The organism is Rhodococcus sp. NPDC059968 (assembly GCF_042738615.1).
Lineage (GTDB): Bacteria > Actinomycetota > Actinomycetes > Mycobacteriales > Mycobacteriaceae > Rhodococcus_F.
This window is the reverse complement of record NZ_JBHWUE010000065.1, coordinates 41,698-54,938: the sequence shown is the minus strand read 5'-3', so window position 1 is coordinate 54,938 and position 13,241 is coordinate 41,698. Positions and strand designations below refer to the sequence as shown.

General features: G+C 66.0%; 13 protein-coding genes. 8 read left to right on the top strand and 5 right to left on the bottom strand.

What is annotated here, in order from left to right:
* Positions 1-585: 585 nt before the first annotated feature.
* On the top strand, positions 586-1,182 hold the full coding sequence (locus ACFWAY_RS37045; RefSeq protein WP_378514032.1) for a response regulator transcription factor: 597 nt from the start codon (positions 586-588) through the stop codon (positions 1,180-1,182).
* Between the two features lie 198 nt (positions 1,183-1,380).
* Here ACFWAY_RS37045 and ACFWAY_RS37040 read toward each other — a convergent pair whose 3' ends face one another.
* Positions 1,381-1,746, bottom strand: coding sequence for a hypothetical protein (locus tag ACFWAY_RS37040; RefSeq protein WP_378514031.1), 366 nt, complete (start codon positions 1,744-1,746; stop codon positions 1,381-1,383).
* Positions 1,747-2,016: 270 nt separating this feature from the next.
* Here ACFWAY_RS37040 and ACFWAY_RS37035 point away from each other — a divergent pair, with 270 nt between their 5' ends.
* Positions 2,017-3,192 (top strand): ATP-binding protein, encoded by a 1,176-nt coding sequence (locus tag ACFWAY_RS37035; RefSeq protein ID WP_378514030.1) that lies wholly within the window; start codon positions 2,017-2,019, stop codon positions 3,190-3,192.
* A gap of 538 nt (positions 3,193-3,730) precedes the next feature.
* Positions 3,731-4,171 (top strand): hypothetical protein, encoded by a 441-nt coding sequence (locus ACFWAY_RS37030; RefSeq protein WP_378514029.1) that lies wholly within the window; start codon positions 3,731-3,733, stop codon positions 4,169-4,171.
* 46 nt (positions 4,172-4,217) lie between these two features.
* Here the strand turns inward: ACFWAY_RS37030 and ACFWAY_RS37025 are convergent, their stop codons facing one another.
* Positions 4,218-4,676 carry an excalibur calcium-binding domain-containing protein gene (locus tag ACFWAY_RS37025; RefSeq protein WP_378514028.1) on the bottom strand — a complete coding sequence of 153 codons (459 nt, stop codon included), beginning with the start codon at positions 4,674-4,676 and terminating at the stop codon, positions 4,218-4,220.
* Between the two features lie 127 nt (positions 4,677-4,803).
* On the opposite strand from ACFWAY_RS37025, the gene ACFWAY_RS37020 reads away from it, so the two are divergent.
* The gene (locus tag ACFWAY_RS37020) at positions 4,804-5,241 is read left to right on the top strand and encodes a helix-turn-helix domain-containing protein (RefSeq protein WP_378514027.1); all 438 of its coding nucleotides are present in this window, start codon (positions 4,804-4,806) and stop codon (positions 5,239-5,241) included.
* A gap of 484 nt (positions 5,242-5,725) precedes the next feature.
* Here the strand turns inward: ACFWAY_RS37020 and ACFWAY_RS37015 are convergent, their stop codons facing one another.
* The 3 genes from ACFWAY_RS37015 to ACFWAY_RS37005 form a co-directional block, all read right to left on the bottom strand.
* Positions 5,726-6,022 carry a hypothetical protein gene (locus tag ACFWAY_RS37015; RefSeq protein ID WP_378514026.1) on the bottom strand — a complete coding sequence of 99 codons (297 nt, stop codon included), beginning with the start codon at positions 6,020-6,022 and terminating at the stop codon, positions 5,726-5,728.
* Between the two features lie 104 nt (positions 6,023-6,126).
* The gene (locus ACFWAY_RS37010; protein WP_378514025.1) at positions 6,127-6,726 is read right to left on the bottom strand and encodes a TetR/AcrR family transcriptional regulator; all 600 of its coding nucleotides are present in this window, start codon (positions 6,724-6,726) and stop codon (positions 6,127-6,129) included.
* A 202-nt stretch (positions 6,727-6,928) separates the two neighbouring features.
* The gene (locus ACFWAY_RS37005) at positions 6,929-8,017 is read right to left on the bottom strand and encodes an LLM class flavin-dependent oxidoreductase (protein ID WP_378514024.1); all 1,089 of its coding nucleotides are present in this window, start codon (positions 8,015-8,017) and stop codon (positions 6,929-6,931) included.
* 270 nt (positions 8,018-8,287) lie between these two features.
* On the opposite strand from ACFWAY_RS37005, the gene ACFWAY_RS37000 reads away from it, so the two are divergent.
* From ACFWAY_RS37000 to ACFWAY_RS36985, 4 genes are read left to right on the top strand one after another with little or no spacing between them, the layout of a single operon-like run.
* On the top strand, positions 8,288-8,716 hold the full coding sequence (locus ACFWAY_RS37000) for a VOC family protein (RefSeq protein WP_378514023.1): 429 nt from the start codon (positions 8,288-8,290) through the stop codon (positions 8,714-8,716).
* A gap of 33 nt (positions 8,717-8,749) precedes the next feature.
* Entirely contained in the window at positions 8,750-10,327 is a 1,578-nt protein-coding gene (locus ACFWAY_RS36995) for a long-chain fatty acid--CoA ligase (RefSeq protein ID WP_378514022.1), read from the top strand.
* A complete protein-coding gene (locus tag ACFWAY_RS36990) occupies positions 10,327-11,682 on the top strand; it encodes an MFS transporter (protein ID WP_378514021.1) in 1,356 nt (451 codons plus the stop codon). Before ACFWAY_RS36995 ends, ACFWAY_RS36990 begins: the two co-directional genes overlap by 1 nt.
* Before the next feature lie 39 nt (positions 11,683-11,721).
* Positions 11,722-13,170, top strand: a complete 1,449-nt coding sequence (locus tag ACFWAY_RS36985) for an aldehyde dehydrogenase family protein (protein WP_378514020.1) — start codon at positions 11,722-11,724, stop codon at positions 13,168-13,170.
* Positions 13,171-13,241: the final 71 nt, after the last annotated feature.

Genomic DNA, 13,241 nt, shown 5'->3' with positions numbered 1-13,241 from the left:
AGTCTGGCGGGAGTCCCGCTTACTGGCCAGGCGGTGTCCGGCATACAGGCGACGTGAGCCCGATCTGCCGCTCTTGCGTGGAACGTGAGAAGGCGTGGCCCGATACTGCCCATCCCCAAGGTTCAGGGATGGGTGAGAGGGAGTGTTCCGAGCGGCTGAAACCGTGAGGGATCGAGTACCGATGCGGGTCCGCGCCGGCGGACTGGCCCGTAGTAGCTGTGAGACCGCTGCTTGACGCATTCGCATTCGCCCGTCCGGCCTTCCCCTCGCCCGGTCGTTCCCCCGGACGGAACGGGGGCCCTTGGGCTTCTTCCCTGAGCTTCGCACCCCCACGGGCAGGACCCGTCGACGCACGTCAGGGCGGGGATCGGTCGCGAACACCAACCGAGAACTACGTGACCGGCATTGCCGACCTCCAATCCACGAGCTCACTCACATGCGCGACATCGTGTCGCACCCACAAGTTCTGATCATTGCTCTTCGGAAATAGGCGACACTCGTGGAACAGAGACCTACCGTGGGTGGATCCTATGGATCGCAGCCCTGACAACCTTCCAACACGGCGACCTCGCACGAGCGGACAGTATGGTCAAAGACTGCTTGCGGTCCGCCTCTCGGGTTAACGACCGTCTGGGTGTCGCTGGGTGCCTGGAGATTTCAGCGTGGATCTCTGGGCGGAAGCGAGACGCTCGCCGAGCGGCGGTCCTCCTTGGAGCGGCGCGTGTGGTCGGCGGAGCATGCATCGTCTCTCCACAGCTACTCCCACACCACGCGCGCTGCGAGCAGCAGGCAAGACGTGCACTCGGCGATCGAGCTTTCGAGGCAGCGTATTCCAACGGATGGGATACGTGTGTCGTCGACGCTGTTGCCTTCGCTCTCGGCGAGACTCGAACGACCAACCAGGACCTCGCATGTTCTGACACGACGCTGACACGACGAGAACGGCAGGTCGCGCAGCTGGTTTCGAAGGGGATGACCAACAGGGCAATCGCCTCCGAACTGGTGATCTCGCAACGTACCGCTCAAGGCCACGTCGAACATATTCTTACCAAGCTTGGCTTCAACTCCCGAAGTCAGATCGCGGCGTGGATAGTTGAGCAGGAATACCAATCCGCGACGCCGAATCAAACGCTCCCCACTCGCCGAACCGGATTCGGACCCGGTGAGCAAAGGGCTTCATAGGCCAGCGTCAAGAGCTGGACACGCGGCGATACGGCCAAGGTATGAGGTGTTTGTCCGCGGCGGGTGGTGGCGTGTGCCGGTGTCCGGGTCGACGGCGCCGAGGACCGGTCAGTGGGCCGTCCTGTACCCGGGCCTTGCTCCCCGGCGCGCACGAGGTGGCGGCGTCGGGGTTTTGGCGTGTGTCTTTCCGCGGGCGGGTCATGTTCCCTGGGTGTGCGATGAGGGTTGGGGGTGTGGTTTCGGTGGGCCGCCGGAGGTGACGGTGAGTGCCCAGTCGCGGCGTTCGGTGAGGGCGCGGTGTAGGTGCTGTGCCAAGTGGTGGCGTTCGGCGCTACTGCGATCGTGGGTGATCGTGATTCGTCTGGTCCACCTTTCGGGTATCCCGCGGTCGTTGATCGCCAGCCCGATGACCACCCGAAGATCGGGATCGGGCGTTCCGGTGACCACGATGCGTCCGGGTTCGCCGCCCATCGCCATCCGGGCCCCGAGTACCGCGGCGACTACTTCGGCCACCTCGAGCACGGACTGCGCCCCGAGCACGTCAATATGGTCGACTTCGGTCATCTCGGTCCTCCATTCCGTGCCGGCGGGCCGTCGATCGCGGGCACCGTGGACCGAATCACATCACGCACGTCGGTCGGCGGTTCGGTTGGCGCCGGCGGCCCGTGCATCAGCGGCAGGTACGGTCGTCTGCGGCCACACCGGTACTGGTCGGGTGCACGCCTCTGCCGCTACCGCGTGCGGCCGAGCGCACGGTGCGTTGCTTAAACGCGAGGTGCGGTCGTATCGGTCTTTATAACGGGACGTCTTATAAAGACTGATAATGTCTGATGAATGGATCCCGTCCTCAACCCGTTCAAGCCCGGTGCCGGTCTGCGCCCGCCCATTCTCGCTGGTCGCGACACTCTGTTCGGGGACTTCGACATCGTTCGCCGGCGGATCACCGAACTGGGCGAAGGGGATCGCAGCTGGATTCTCACCGGATTGCGGGGGGTCGGCAAGACCGTGTTGATCGGGGAACTCGCGCGCACTGCGATCAATGGTGGCTGGATCGTCGCCAAGCTGGAGGTCCGCAAGGGTCATCCCATGGCCGAGGAACTCGCCACCACGCTCGCCACCAGCCTGCGGGGCGCGACGCGGCGATTCGACCCACGCATGCTCACCCAACTGTTGGGCGTGTTCAAGTCGTTCACGGTGTCGCTGAACGTGGGTGTCGTCACCCTCGGCGTCGATATCGACCCGGCTGCCGGGTTCGCGGACACCGGCCGGTTGTCCACCGACCTGACCGACCTGTTCGTCGTTCTCGGGGAGACCGTGCGTGAGCTGGGTGTCGGTGCGCTCATCCTGATCGACGAGCTGCAGGAGGCCACGGCCGACGAGATGGCGGCGGTCAGCACCGCCCTCCATCAGATCAGTCAGACCTCGCCGGTGTTGCCGTTGTTCCTGGTCGGGGCGGGCCTGCCGTCGCTGCCGTCGCAGTTGGCCACGGCCAACAGTTACGCCGAGCGGCTGTACCAGTTCCGGGCATTGTCGACCCTGAGCGAGCTGGACTCGCGGGCGGCGCTCGTGCAACCGGTCATCGAGCGGGACGCCGAATGGGACGAGGCGGCGCTGCGGCTGGCTCTGGACGCAGCCAACGGCTACCCCTATTTCCTGCAGGAGGTGGGGAAGGCGGTGTGGAACAACGCCTTAGGCCCGGTCTTCACCGTCGAGGACGCGCAGGTCGGCACCGAAATCGCGCGAGCGGAAGTCAATGCCGGTCTCTACCAGTCGCGGTGGGACCGTGCGACACCGGCGCAGAAGGACTTGCTGCGTGCCCTGGCGGAGGAAGGCGATGGCGATGGTGTCGTCGTCCGGGACCTGGCCAGGGCGATGGGCAAGCCCAGCGCGTCGGCGCTGTCCGTGCCGCGTGACGAACTGATCAAGAAGGGCCTCGTCTACGCGCCCGAACGCGGAGTCCTCGCCTTCACCGTTCCGGGTTTCCACCAGTTCATCCGCGACCAAGACTGACCTTATTGCTCGATGTGACCGCGGCGCGCCGCGGTCACCGCCCCCTCGATTGCGCGCCGAGATCGGCCTCCGTGGCCGCTGGGTTTACGCGGGTACGACGACGAGGTTGTCTCATGTGGGGAGCTTCTCTTCAAGCAGGTAAGCGCGGCGCCGAGTTGGAGGAATCCGGCACCGAACAGGGCCCACTGTGCAGGTGACGTCGAAGCGTCGGCGCGCTCGCTGTGAGCAAGGTGCCGTCCGGGGCTGGCGCGATGTCCCAGGGATGATCGAGCCCGACGATCTCGGTGACAATATCCAGCGCCGGCAAGGACTCCGCGCCATTTGGTGGTGCACCGCACGCTGGCGCGGCCGAGACATACACGAGGAATGCACCGGACCTCACCCCTGATGTCGGCTGCTGGTCCGAGCGGGAATGCCACGCGGTGGGTGCGGTCGAACGGCCCTCCCGTTCTGGTCTTCTCGTTTCCGTCCAGCCGTGTGTCAGCCGGACGGAGGGCGGGAGTGGTGCAATGAAGGTGTGTGACGAGGTGGGTGAGCGATGAAGCAGGTCCTGAAGGCGGTGCTGGTGTGCTTGGTCGTCGGCGCCGCGGTGCTGGTGGTGTGGGTGGTCGCGTCGCGACCGGATGCGCCCGAGCCGCCGCGCCCGCTGCCCGATACCGCGGTCATGGTCCACGGCGTACCGACGACGTGCAGTGAACTCTTCGGGCAGCCCTGTGATTTCGGGTTGCAGTCCGCCTTTAACCGGTGGGGGCCAGGCCTCGCTCCGTTCGTCGATTCCGGGGTCCTGGGCCCGTACGCCGAGCGGGTCGGGTTCGTGGCGTCGGCGAAGCTGAGTCTGGACGCCTGCGCACTGTCGCACACCACCGGAAAGACGGTCCTCGAATTCGTCGAACAGGCGCAACGGCAACACCCGGACGCCGGCAGCCCGGAGCTGTTTCCGTTCTGGAACCGGACCCGGCAAACCCTGTGCCCCCTGTGACCCGCACAGTCGACTACGGCGTGACGTCGACGATGTTGACGCCGCATCACTTGTCGCAGGCGATGCCGTCCTTGTCCCGGTCGAGTTTCGTCGAGTAGCCGGGTTCGCCTTGGTAGATCGGCGCTGCGCCGGCTGCTTTTGCGTCGGCGCAGGACGCGTAGCTGACCGATGATTGCGGAGTGGTGTGGATCGGCGCCGGGGGGTTTGCCGGAATCACGACGGGGGCCGGCGGGGGAGCAACGGCAACGGTCGTCGTGGGCGCGACCGGGGCCACCGGCGGGGCGACGGCCGCCGTTGTGATTACCGGCAGGGCGGCGGTTGTCGTGGCGGGCGCTGCGCTCGAGGTGGTCGTGGGCCTCGCGCTCGACGCGTCGACCAGCCGGGCCACCGATGCCGTGGTGGTGGTCGAGGTGGTGCTGGACTGCGTGCCGCTACCGCAGCCGCTGATCAGTGCGGAGATGGCCAGCGCTGCCATCCCGAAGGTTGTCTTCTTCACTCCGGGCATGTAATCAGGCAAACAGGACGTTTGGTATCAGCTGAGTGACCGACATACGACGAAGATCGCCGCAAAGACCGCGCCGTCGTTGCGGTTGTTTCGTTTGTTGCGTATATTTCGTTTGGGAGGTGGCGTGGTGTCCGCAGCGCATGATCAGCCGAGCGTTGTCGAGCAGGAGCAGGCCCGTCAGGCACTGCAGCTGCTTCGTGATGTCGATCCGGCGGGGGAGACTCTCGATGTGACCGTGGCCGGTACCTCGGAGTCGGTGCATCTTCCCCGTGCGGCGCTCGATCTGATCCGCGAGGTCTTGGCTAATATGGCCGCCGGGCAGGGGGTCACCGTCGTCCCCGCCCATGCGGAGCTGACGACCCAGCAGACCGCGCAGATGCTCAATGTCTCGCGCCCGCATGTGATCAAGCTGCTCGACGAGGGGCACATCGAGTACCGGATGGTCGGCCGGCATCGCCGGATCCTCGCATCGTCGCTGCTTGCCTACCAGCGGACGCAGCTGGGGAGCTCGCGTGCCGCCGCGGACGAGCTGGCGGCCCTGACGGAAGACCTCGGGCTGTACTGACGTGACCTTCACCGTGCTTCTGCGGCGCGAATGTGCTGTACCCGAATGTTTTACGCGATGTGCTGATCCGGCTCGCGCAGACCGGCCTGGTGCACGCGCGGTGGACGGATCGCATCCTCCGGCGAGACATTCGAGAACTTGGCTGAGGATCGCCCGGACATCTCGACAGCGACGTTGACGAAGCTGCGGGAGCTGATGAACGCCGGCGGTACCCGACTGCCTGGTCACCGGCTACGAGAAACTCATCCCCGCACTGACGCTGCCGGATGAGGGTGACCGGCATGCGCTGGCCGCGGCGATCCGCGCCGGCGACGAGCAGAGCATGAGCAACCGCTCGATCGTGACGTGCGCTGCTCGCACAGTTCACCGATGGCGGCGACCGCGGTGTCGGTGTGCGGGTCGACCCACACCGATCCTTCCTCGCGTAGTCGGGGGTGGAGGATGTGCCGTCCTCGCGATGGCCACTGGATGAACTCATAGCCGGTCAGCTCGCCTTGCGCGGTGTCGGCGACCCAGACCGCGGCCTGCGGGTAGGGGGCATCCAACGATACGCCCTGGCAGAGATGTGAACCCACCGACCCCCGACCCCCGACCCCCGCCAGCCGAGGGTGACCGCGTTCTGGTCGCTGATCGCGAGTTCCCACACCAGACGTTCTACCTGCACGTCGCGCCCGTATCGCAGGCACCGCAGATCCCGGACCACGGCTGCGATCGCGAGCAGCCACGCGGCCGGCGGCTCAAAGCCCGGGGTGTCGTGGAAGTCCGGGCCGTCGTCGGTCATGGCGAAGCGTCACACCACACTGTCCTCGTTCTCTTCCCTGCTCAACTACCCCTGTCGTCTCGATTTCGTGTCTTACGAGTGAGGGAACGCAGTGCGGCGAGACCTCACGCACTGTCGTTCGGAGCAACAGAGACGGTGACGATATCGGCGACGTACTCCGCCGCTCGATTGTCGAGACCCTTGTGTTCGATGATGCTGCGGTAGTAGAAGGATCCGTTGATCATTGCGGTGAGCAACTCGATGTCGACATCGGGGCGGACGTCGCCACGAGCGATACCGCGCTGGATGATCATGCGCATTCCGGCGGGGAACCTATCGAGGAACGGCTCGACGTCGCGGTGGAAGTTCTCGTCTTCCGCGCTCGCAGCAACCGCGCCGGCCATGATGCGCCGGACGCCGCTGGTCCGGTACATCTCTGCCCGATCGCGCAAGAACGCCACGACTTCGTCGCGGAAGGATCCCAGATCGGGAATCTCGCCCGGCGGGACGAGGCGTTCGATGGCCGCGACGAGAATTGCTTGCCGACCGGGCCAGCGACGATAGATCGTCGGCTTGCTCACGCCGGCCCGTGCTGCGATCGCGTCGATACTGACTGCGCTGTAGCCGAGCTCCCTCCACAGTTCGAGGGTCGCGTCGAGAATCGCCGTAGTCGTGTCGGTACTTCGCGGTCGGCCACCCCGGTTGGGGCTTGCGGGATCAGCCATCGAGCCCCCTCGACGTCGGGATCCATTACCTGGACGTACCTTAACAGCGGGAGTACCCACCTCGGCGAACCTCCCTTTCAACTGGTGATATTCGAGGACTGTGCCCCGTTCTTCTTCCTGTTCGACACGACTTTGTCACGAAACTGGCGCGGCCGTCCCGGTGTGAGCGCTACCGGGCCGTCGCGTCAGCATCGTGCGCGTCTTACCCGGTGGTGACGGCCTCTGCCCGCTGCTTCATCAGCGGCATGACATCGCGACCGAACCGGGTCGCCTCGTCGTCGTGTGGGTAGCCGGAGAGGCAGAAGTGTGTGCAGCCGACGTCGACGAACTCCGACAGGGTGTCGGCGACCTGCTGCGGGTTTCCGACCACTGCGACGCCCGCGCCGGGCCGAACCTTGGTGATGCCGCTCCACAGGTGGTCACCGAGCCGGTAGTCGTCAGCCTGCACGAGTTCCTGCATGCGTGCCTGGGCATTCGAATCCGACCAGGCCCCGCCCCATCCCTGGTCCTCGATGCCGGAGATCAGCGCGTCGGCCGCGTTCCACGCCTCGGCCTCGGTGTCGCGGACGATGACCTGCAGGCGCATTCCGAAACGGAGTTCGCCTTCGCGTCCGTACACCGCGGCCCGTTCCCTCGCCTCGGCGATCTTCTGCGCGATCATCTCGGGCCGATCGCCCCAGAACAGATACACATCGGCATGTTTCGCGCACACGTCGACGGCCGCATCGGACAGCCCGCCGAGGAAGAATTCCGGATGGGGTCTCTGGAGCGGGCGCGGCTTGACGACGGCACCCTCTACCGTGAAATGTTCACCGCGGTAGGTGACCGGCTCGTCCTCGGTCCACACCCGCTTCATGATCTCGACGGTCTCGTCCATCAGCCGGTACCGCTCGTCGTGCCCGTGGAAGAGTCCGTCGGCGGCCGCCTCCGTCGGCGATCCGCCGGCGATGAGATTGATCGCGACGCGTCCGCCGGAGAGCTGGTCGAAGGTACTGATCATCTTGGCGGTGACGGTCGGCGCGATCACTCCCGGCCGAGCCGCCACGAGCAGGGTGAGGCGTTCGGTGCGGGCGGCGACCATTGCGCAGGCGATCCACGCCTCGTAGCACTCGGTCTGAACCGGCACCAGTGCATATTCGAACCCCGCCGCTTCCGCGGACTTGGCGACTCGCTCGAAGAGTTCCAGGCTCGGTGCAGTTCGTGCATTCGGATCGCCGAATGCGGTGGTGTCCCCCATGGTCGGGATGAACCATCCGAAGTGGAGTTCGGGATCGGTGGTCGGTGTCGACATGCTGTCTCCTTCGTCGATAGCGGGGTGGGGCCTTGTACGGGGTGCGGGGTGCACCGGTGTGGTGCTGAGCTCCGTGCCCGTGTCTGCAGGCCCCTCGGCGCGAAGGCCGCTCTGTTGCGAAACGTCACCGTATCGTAACGACGAAGGAGGATCAAGGCCTCCTGTTCGAATTTATCCAGCGACTATGTAGCAATTCCGACTATTGACCGAATGCAAACGACACCGTATCGTATCGCTGCATTGAGAGTTAGATCACAAACGGAGGTTTCCATGGTCCAGATTCCGGTTGTCCACCACGTCGCGCTGACGGTCAGCGACCTCGATGCGAGCGTCGAGTGGTACGAGCAGGTGTTCGGCATCCAGCACGTCCTCGACGTGCCGCACGACGGCGGAACTTCCAAAGTATTGGCGGACAATGATTTCCGACTCGTCATCGGGCTTCATCACCACGAGCACAACCCGGGTGCACGGTTCGCGGAGACACGCAGCGGCCTCGACCACCTGAGCTTCCGGGTGGACGGTCGAGACGAACTGTCCGCGTGGGGTGATCGCCTCACCGAACTCGGTGTTCGGCAGTCGAGCGCGGCCGATCAGCCGCTCACTCAGGCACCGATCGCGGACACCGCGTACGGCTCGGTGCTGGTCTTCCGCGACCCCGACAACATTCAACTCGAACTGATCGCCCCGCCCGTCGCATGACGTCGCGCCACGATACTTCGACGGAGGAGTAACATGCTCAACCTCGCTGTCCTGCTGGAGGATTCGGCTCGCGAACACCCCGCCCGTGAGGCGGTGGTGTGCGAGAACATCCGGCTGACGTACGGAGATCTCGACGCCGCGGCGAATCGCGTCGCGAACCTGCTGACCGGCCTCGGCATCGGTCCCGGCGACAAGATCGTCCTCGCCTGCCCGAACGTGCCCAGTTTTCCGGCCGTGTACTACGGCGCCCTCAAAGCCGGCGTGGTGGTGGTACCGATCAACATTCTCCTCAAGTCCGAGGAGATCACCTACCACCTGGCCGATTCGGAGGCCAAGGCGTTCTTCTGCTTCGAGGGGTCCGAGGAACTGCCGATCGACGAACACGGTCTCCGGGCCTTCGCGGACGTCGACGGGTGCGCACACTTCTTCTCCGCGGCCGCAGACCCCATGGCAGCGCGCTCGCCACTCCCCGGGGTGACATCGCTGGGCGAGGCGCTGCGTGCACAACCGCCGACCTTCGACACCACGGCAACACGGCCCGGGGACACCGCAGTGATCCTCTACACCAGTGGCACGACCGGCAAACCCAAGGGCGCCGAACTGACCCACGCCAACCTGGTGCTCAACGCCCGCCTGTTCGATGTCATGTACGCCGATCACCCGCACGACGTGCACCTGGTGACACTGCCGCTCTTCCACACATTCGCGCAGACCATTCAGATGAATGCCGGCTTCTACAAGCGCGCAACCCTGGTACTCCAGCCGCGGTTCACCGCCGCCGACACGTTGCGACTGATGCAGGCCGAGGACGTCACCTTCTTCGCCGGGGTTCCCACCATGTACTGGGACCTCCTCGGAGCCGACGATTCCGGCGTCGACCTCGACCGGATCCGCGGCACGCTGCGCTATGCGGTCGCCGGAGGTGCTCCGCTGCCGATGGAGGTGCTGAAGGGTTTCGAGGCCAAATACGGTGTGCCCGTCCTCGAGGGGTACGGGTTGTCCGAGACCAGTCCGGTCGTCGCGTTCAACCGCCACGATCGTCCGTCCCGTCCGGGCTCCGTCGGACTCCCCGTGTGGGGTGTGGAGGTTCGGATCGTCGACGAGGAGCGCAACGACGTCGGCCCCGGCGATCCGGGTGAACTGCTCGTGCGCGGCCACGGTGTCATGAAGGGCTACTACCGGCGACCCGACGAGACGGCGACCGCGCTTCGTGACGGCTGGCTCCACACCGGCGACATCGCGCGACGCGACGCCGACGGCTACCTCTACATCGTGGACCGCAAGAAGGACCTGATCATCCGTGGCGGCTACAACGTCTATCCCCGTGAGGTCGAGGAGGTGGTCATGGGCCACCCCGACGTCAGTCTCGCCGCGGTCGTCGGCATACCGCACCCGCGGCACGGGGAGGAGGTCAAGGTCTTCGTCATCCGTGAACCCGGCTCGACACTCGGTGAGCTCGAACTGGTCACCTGGTGCCGAACCCGGCTGGGCGGCCACAAATATCCGCGGCTGGTCGAGTTCCGCGACGACCTCCCGCGGAACGCGACCGGCAAGATCCTCAAGCGCGCGCTCGCCCAGGGCCGACATGACAATTCGAAGGGAGCACGGTGATGACCGCCGACGCGCGCAGCGCTGACACCGTTCCGACACAGCCCACATCTGCGACCGCACCACCTGCACGTGGGATTCGCACTCCGGCCCGCGGCTGGCTCATCGCAGCGATGCTGTGTGTCTTGATGACGATCAACTTCGCGGACAAGAGCGTCCTCGGACTCGCTGCCGAACCCCTGATGCGGGATCTCGGCCTTACCGCCAGCCAATTCGGCTTGGCCGGCAGCATCTTCTTCCTCCTCTTCGGCGTGACAGGCGTGGTCGTCGGGTTTCTCGGTAACCGCTTCACCAGCACCCGTCTGCTCCTGGTCATCGCGCTGGCGTGGTCGGTGTCGATGATGCCGCTGCTGCTGTTCCCGTCACTGGCGGGCCTGCTGGTCAACCGTCTTCTGCTCGGCGCCGCGGAGGGACCGACCGCACCCCTCGCCTCCCATGCCGTGCAGAAATGGTTCTCCGACTCCCGGCGGGCGGTGCCGGCGTCGTTGGTCAATCTCGGCGCCGGGCTCGGTATCGCAATCGCCGCACCCGTCCTCACCTACCTCATCACGAACTTCGGGTGGCAGTCCGCGATCTGGTGCATGGCCGTCGTCAGTCTCGTCTGGGCCGCGGGATGGAAGCTGGTCGGCCGGGAAGGCCCCCTGGACACCTACGACTCGGCGGCCGATCTGCCGGGGGACCACACCCCCGCAGCCGAGGTCAGGGTTCCGTACCGCCGTCTGTTCGCGGCGTCGTCGTGGTGGGCGCCGATCCTCGTACTCGCCCCGGGGTACTTCTCCTTCGCAGTGTTCAGCGTGTGGGGGCCCAGCTACTTCGTGAGCGGGCTCGGCTACTCGCCGGGCACAGTGGGCTGGCTGATCGCGGTATACGGGCTCGTGATGGCGTTCGGGCACATTTTCTTCAGCTGGCTCAGCGGGGTTCTGGTCCGTCGCGGCGTCGGCACCCGCTGGGCACGCGGGGTGTACATGGGAGTAGTGGTGTGCCTGTGTGGTGAACTCCTCGTGGTGGCCGTGGCCATGGGCACCGGCCCCTGGGCGGCCGGGTTGCTGCTGGTCAGCTTCGGGTTCGCCGGCACGGTGCACACGATTGGCTTCCTCCTCGTCGCCGAGTCGTCGCCCGTCGGTCAGCGCAGTGCCATGCTGTCCAGCTTCAACTCGGTGGTCACCGCCTTCGCCGTGATCGCACCCTTCGTCGCCGGCGTGCTCGTCGACACCGCCGCCACCCCCACCGACGGGTACCGCACCGCGTTCCTGTGGTGCGGGATTCTCCTGATCGTCGGAGGACTCGCCGGGGCCGTCTTCATCAGGCCGGACCGCGACACCCGGCGACTCGGACTCCGCGGCACCGACTCCGACTGACCCACAGCCCGAACAACTTCGACAACGATTGGAACGACAATGACCGTGTCACAACTTCTCATTGGGGACTCTTGGGTTCCTTCGGCATCCGGCGCCGAGTTCACGACCCTGGATCCGGCCACGGGCGAGACGATCGGTGTCTGCGCGGAAGCCGGCACCGAGGACGTGAAACGCGCTGTGGCTGCGGCACGTACCGCCTTCGACCGCGGATCCTGGCGCCACCTCCCAGCTGCCGAGCGCGGCAGGTTGCTGTGGCGCATCGCCGACCTCATCGAAGAACGCGCCGACAGCCTCGCCCGCATGGAAACGCTCGACCAGGGTCAGCCACTGAGCTTTTCGTCCGGGATCAGCGTGCCGTTCGCCGTCGAGACCTTCCGCTACTACGCCGGCTGGTGCACGAAGATCGAGGGAACCGTCAAGTCGGTCTCGATCCCCGACGTCCTCGCCTACACCACTCGCGGGCCGGTCGGGGTGTGTGCACTGATCACGCCGTGGAACTACCCCCTCCTGCTCGCGTCCTGGAAACTCGCCGCCGCGCTCGCAACCGGCAACACGGTGATCCTCAAGCCCGCGGAGGACACCCCGCTGACCACTCTCGAACTGGCACGGATCTGCGTCGAGGCCGGGGTACCCGATGGAGTGGTCAACTGCCTCACCGGTGGTCCGGAGGTGGGGCGGGCTCTCGTGCAGCACCCCGACGTCGACAAGGTTTCGTTCACCGGGTCCACCCAGGTCGGTAAGGAGATCGTGCGGGCGGTCAGCGGCAACCTCAAGAGGGTGAGCATGGAGCTCGGCGGTAAGGCTCCGAGCATCGTCACGGAGTCGGCGGATCTGGAAGCCGCGGTCGCGGGGAACCTCGAGGGAGGTCTGGTCAACTGCGGCCAGACCTGTGTTGCGTACACCCGATTCTTCGTTCCGCGGAAGATGGCCGACACCTTCGCCGAGCATCTTGCCGCGGCGGCCGCGACGCTGCCGATCGGCCACGGACTGCAGGAGCAGACGGTACTGGGTCCGCTGGTGTCGAAAACTCATCTGGACCGGATCGCCTCGTACGTCGAGAAGGGGATCGCCGAAGGAGCACGCCTGGTCGGTGGCGGCGGACGGCCTGGTGGGGACCTCGCCGGCGGAAACTTCTTGCAGCCGACCGTGTTCACCGACGTCACCGACGAGATGACCATCGCTCGTGAGGAGATCTTCGGTCCGGTCCTGTCGGTGATGCCCTACGACGACATCCAGGAAGCGGTCACCCGGGCGAACGACACTCCCTACGGGCTCGGGGCGAGCATCTGGACTCGCGACCTGACTGCGGCGCACCGACTCGCCGCCGACATCCGCAGCGGCATGGTGTGGGTGAACATGTCGCCGCTGTGCGACCCCTCGGTGCCGTGGGGCGGCGCCAAGCAGAGCGGCTGGGGACGCGAACTCAGCAGCTCCGGACTCGACGAGTTCACCGAAGAGAAGTCGGTCTGGATCGCACTGAGGGACTGACCCCCGACCCCCGGGTGTGGGCGGGTCGAATTTCCCGCCCACACCCTCGGCACCACCCGCACGCCAGGAGC

What these genes read in the sequence shown, in the direction of transcription:
- ACFWAY_RS37045 (WP_378514032.1), top strand. Translation starts at nt 586, where the DNA reads ATGGTCAAAGACTGCTTGCGGTCCGCCTCTCGGGTTAACGACCGTCTG.
- ACFWAY_RS37015 (WP_378514026.1), bottom strand. Translation starts at nt 6,022, where the DNA reads ATGACCGACGACGGCCCGGACTTCCACGACACCCCGGGCTTTGAGCCG.
- ACFWAY_RS37035 (WP_378514030.1), top strand. Translation starts at nt 2,017, where the DNA reads ATGGATCCCGTCCTCAACCCGTTCAAGCCCGGTGCCGGTCTGCGCCCG.
- ACFWAY_RS37000 (WP_378514023.1), top strand. Translation starts at nt 8,288, where the DNA reads ATGGTCCAGATTCCGGTTGTCCACCACGTCGCGCTGACGGTCAGCGAC.
- ACFWAY_RS37030 (WP_378514029.1), top strand. Translation starts at nt 3,731, where the DNA reads ATGAAGCAGGTCCTGAAGGCGGTGCTGGTGTGCTTGGTCGTCGGCGCC.
- ACFWAY_RS36995 (WP_378514022.1), top strand. Translation starts at nt 8,750, where the DNA reads ATGCTCAACCTCGCTGTCCTGCTGGAGGATTCGGCTCGCGAACACCCC.
- ACFWAY_RS36985 (WP_378514020.1), top strand. Translation starts at nt 11,722, where the DNA reads ATGACCGTGTCACAACTTCTCATTGGGGACTCTTGGGTTCCTTCGGCA.
- ACFWAY_RS37005 (WP_378514024.1), bottom strand. Translation starts at nt 8,017, where the DNA reads ATGTCGACACCGACCACCGATCCCGAACTCCACTTCGGATGGTTCATC.
- ACFWAY_RS37040 (WP_378514031.1), bottom strand. Translation starts at nt 1,746, where the DNA reads ATGACCGAAGTCGACCATATTGACGTGCTCGGGGCGCAGTCCGTGCTC.
- ACFWAY_RS37010 (WP_378514025.1), bottom strand. Translation starts at nt 6,726, where the DNA reads ATGGCTGATCCCGCAAGCCCCAACCGGGGTGGCCGACCGCGAAGTACC.
- ACFWAY_RS36990 (WP_378514021.1), top strand. Translation starts at nt 10,327, where the DNA reads ATGACCGCCGACGCGCGCAGCGCTGACACCGTTCCGACACAGCCCACA.
- ACFWAY_RS37025 (WP_378514028.1), bottom strand. Translation starts at nt 4,676, where the DNA reads ATGCCCGGAGTGAAGAAGACAACCTTCGGGATGGCAGCGCTGGCCATC.